Source organism: Tianweitania sp. (genome assembly GCF_032053605.1).
In the GTDB taxonomy this organism is placed as follows: domain Bacteria; phylum Pseudomonadota; class Alphaproteobacteria; order Rhizobiales; family Rhizobiaceae; genus Tianweitania.
Map to the genome: position 1 here is coordinate 1 of NZ_DAMBUH010000185.1, position 3,728 is coordinate 3,728.

Below are 3,728 nucleotides of genomic sequence, written 5' to 3' on the forward strand. Positions count from 1 at the left end.
CGGCCTCGATGCCGGCATCGGCCAGCAGCTTGCGCGCGGCATCGGCCTCTTCGGCATCCACCATGACGCGGCGCGCCAACACGCCGAGCGAGCCTTCCATGATGCTCATATTCTGGTCGGCCACGAAGCAGGTGATGCCCGCATCGCGCATCAGCGATTCGACAAAGGAGATGACCACAAGGTCGTTGGTGCGCAGGAGCTCGATCATGCACCTTTGCTGGCAGGTCTAAGGATGGATGTAAACCGCCACGTGCAAGGACGGGCTAGGCGATACACCTGTCACTTGCGCCCCTGCGCGCTATTTGCCCTCTTGCTCCCCACGGAGGAGCCAACGTAAAACGCGCGCAACCAAGGGAAGTCGCGTCCGGGAGTTTGTTTGTGGGTGTCGTAGTCAACCTCGAAGACGGCAAGAAGCCGGAAGCTTCCATCGCCGCGCTGGTCGAATTGACCGCAGGCGACATGAAGGCCGTTAACGAGCTGATCCTGTCCAAGGCCGGCTCCGATGTGACGATGATCCCGGAAGTCGCCAATCACCTGATTTCATCGGGCGGCAAGCGGTTGCGGCCGATGCTGACCCTGGCTGCGGCCAAGCTGTTCGGCTACGAGGGCGACGGCCATGTGAAGCTCGCGATGAGCGTCGAGTTCATGCACACGGCGACGCTTCTGCATGATGATGTCGTGGACGAAAGCGGCATGCGGCGCGGCAAGAAAACGGCGCGCATGATCTGGGGTAATCAGGCTAGCGTTCTGGTCGGCGATTTTCTTCTCGGCCAGGCCTTCCGCACCATGGTGGATGTCGGCTCGCTCGAAGCGCTCGATATTCTCGCCAACGCTGCCGCCGTGATCGCCGAAGGCGAGGTGCTGCAGCTGTCGGTGGCAAAGAACCTCGAAACCACCGAGGACGAATATCTCGAAGTCATCAAGGCCAAGACTGCCGCGCTGTTTTCGGCTGCGGCCGAAGTTGGTCCGGTGATCGCCAAGGCCTCGCGCAACGACCGCACGGCGCTTCGCTCCTACGGCACCAATCTCGGCTATGCGTTCCAGCTGGTGGATGATGCGCTGGATTACGGCGGCTCCACCAAGGATCTCGGCAAGAATGTCGGCGACGATTTCCGCGAAGGCAAGGTCACGCTGCCGGTGATCCTGAGCTACCGCCGCGGCACCGCGGACGAGCGCGCTTTTTGGCGGCAGGCGATCGAGGGCGGCAATGCCGACGATGCCGGCCTGGAAAAGGCGCTGGGCCTCATGAAGAAGCACAATGCCATCGCCGATACGATTGGACGCGCGCGTCATTTCGGCGGCATTGCCCGCGACGCGCTGGCACCGATGCCGAACTCGCGCCACAAGACGGCGCTGCTCGACGTCATCGATTTCTGCATCAGCCGCGTGGTTTGATTCAGCTGGCGCCAACGTGCATCGCGCGTTGATCGCCGACCGCAAAAAGGCCATGCTTGCGCGACAACTGGTTCGCTGATTTCACGATCAGGCGGCATGCCGGTTCGAAGAACGGGAGCGGGCCTTGCGCCCGGAAAGGGTTTTACGATGCGGCAGATGGCAAAGGGCGCGGTGACGGCGCTGATTCTGGCGGCCGGATTGTCCACCGCAATCCAGCCGGTTTTCGCGAAGGAAACGCCGGCCGAAAGCGCCAAGCGCGTCGATCCGCTGACGATCAGCTCTTTTTCCGGTGCGTTTCTCGCCGCCCGTACCGCTGAAATCGACAAGGATTTCACCAGCGCCACGATCTATTACAAGCGCGCGCTGGTGCTTGATCCCAACAATCAGGATGTCGAGAAGAGCCTGTTTCTCGGCTTGATCGCGCAGGGAGATTTCGACCAGGCGCTGAAATACGCCGAAAAGCTCAAGCTGGTGCGCGGCGTGTCCCGCTTCAGCACGATCGCGCTCGGCATCGATGCTATGCGAAAGCGTGATTACAAGCAGGCCGACACGCTGTTCGCCGGCAACAACGAGTCCGACCTCGACCAGCTGGTCACCGGCCTCCTGTCCGCCTGGGCCAAGCTCGGCACCGATGCGCCAAAGGCAGCGCTCGACACACTGGACCGTCTTGATGGTCCGCCGTGGTTTGGCCTGTTCGTCAGCTATCACCGCGCTTTGATCGCCGAAGCGGCAAAGATGGATGATGAAGCGCGCAAAACCTTTGAAGCGACGCTTGCCAACCAGGATGCCGGCGGTGCAGCACCCGACACCTATCTGCGCGCAGCCGAAGCCTATGCCGGTTTCCTCGCCCGCAAGGGTGAGAAGGATGCCGCGCTCAAGGTGCTGGACAATGCCGACACCTTCATCAGCGGCCGCTTGCCGATCCTGTCGCTGCGCAACGATGTGCGCGACGGCAAGGAAGTGCGCAAGCTCGTCAAGAACCCGGCTGAGGGTGCGGGCGAGGCGATGTACAACATCGCATCCGCGCTGAACCAGTCTGGTGGCGAGGACTTCGTCCGCGTTTACCTGCAGTTCGCCAGGGCGTTGAACCCCACCAACGACATGATCCTGCTGCAGCTCGCCAGCGTTGCCGAACAGCAGCAGCTGCCGAAGGAAGCGATCGACCTTTATTCCAAGATCTCCAACCGCTCGCCGTTGAAGCGTGCGGCCGAGTTGCAGATCGGCTTGAACCTCGCCGATCTTGACCAGAAGGACGAGGCCATCAAGCATTTGCGCCTGGCGCTTGAGCAGGACAAGAGCGACATGCGCGCTTACCTTGCTCTTGGCGGCGTTTATTCCAGCCAGGAAAACTACAAGGCCGCGTCAGAAGTCTATGACGAGGCAGTTGCAACGCTTTCCGCGCCCGAGCGCGCCAACTGGAATATCTTCTACCAGCGCGGCATCGCTTATGAGCGTCTGAAGCAGTGGGACAAGGCCGAGCCGGACTTCCGCAAGGCGCTCGAACTTTTCCCAGACCAGCCGCAGGTCCTGAACTATCTCGGCTATTCCTGGGTCGACATGAACAAGAACCTCGACGAAGGCTTGACCATGATCAAGCGCGCCGTCGAGCTGCGCCCGAGCGACGGCTACATCGTGGATTCGCTGGGCTGGGCCTATTACCGCCTCGGCCGCTTCCCGGAAGCCGTGACCGAGCTGGAGCGGGCCGTGTCCTTGAAACCGGATGATCCGGTCCTCAACGACCACCTCGGCGACGCCTATTGGCGCGTCGGCCGCAAGCTGGAAGCGACCTTCCAGTGGAGCCACGCGGTCGATCGCAAGCCGACCGACAACGAGCTGCCGAAGATCCGCGAAAAGCTGGCCAACGGCCTGCCGGACATCGAACCGCCAGCAGCGGCCGATGCCGACCAAAACAAGCCCGAGCCCGCCAAGACGGACGCTGACAAGAAGGGGTGAGGGCACAACGCCCCACGCCTTCCTATGGTGCCGAACAGCCCACCCAAGCTTCACTTGCCGTCACGGCATGGATCCTCGGGTCAAGCCCGAGGATGACGAAGCGGCGAGGGCGCAGCTCTCCCTTCTCCCCTTGTGGGGCTCGAAGGGCGGGCGAGGCCCGCGACTCGCCCTGGGCAGTGGCTGAGCCAAAGGCGAAGTCGGATGAGGGGTGTTCCAGCTTGGCAGCCGTTTGGATTCGAACCCGTCATCCGTCTTGTCGCTACGCACCGATCCACCTTCTCCCACATGGGGCGAAGGCTACGCCTGCATCCGTCTCACGCACCCTTCGTCATCCTTGGGCGCAGCCAGAGCGCAGCGGAGGCGTAGACCCGAGGATCCTT

Annotated in this window: 3 protein-coding genes; 2 read left to right on the forward strand and 1 reads right to left on the reverse strand. The window is 62.2% G+C overall.

Annotation, left to right across the window (positions count from 1 at the left end; all coding sequences use genetic code 11):
• Nucleotides 1–208, reverse strand: a 208-nt coding sequence (locus tag RTX98_RS20435; protein WP_312798721.1) for a DUF2007 domain-containing protein, incomplete at its 3' end; no start/stop codon positions are given.
• 170 nt (nucleotides 209–378) lie between these two features.
• Between RTX98_RS20435 and RTX98_RS20440 the strand changes: the two genes are divergently transcribed.
• Together RTX98_RS20440 and RTX98_RS20445 are read left to right on the forward strand one after the other, a co-directional pair.
• Nucleotides 379–1,395 carry a polyprenyl synthetase family protein gene (locus tag RTX98_RS20440; protein WP_312798722.1) on the forward strand — a complete coding sequence of 339 codons (1,017 nt, stop codon included), beginning with the start codon at nucleotides 379–381 and terminating at the stop codon, nucleotides 1,393–1,395.
• Nucleotides 1,396–1,542: 147 nt separating this feature from the next.
• Entirely contained in the window at nucleotides 1,543–3,348 is a 1,806-nt protein-coding gene (locus tag RTX98_RS20445) for a tetratricopeptide repeat protein (RefSeq protein WP_312798723.1), read from the forward strand.
• The last annotated feature ends 380 nt before the right edge of the window (nucleotides 3,349–3,728 follow it).

Bases quoted from the DNA above. Each gene is read 5' to 3' on its own strand.
- RTX98_RS20445 (WP_312798723.1), top strand. From the start codon at position 1,543: ATGCGGCAGATGGCAAAGGGCGCGGTGACGGCGCTGATTCTGGCGGCC.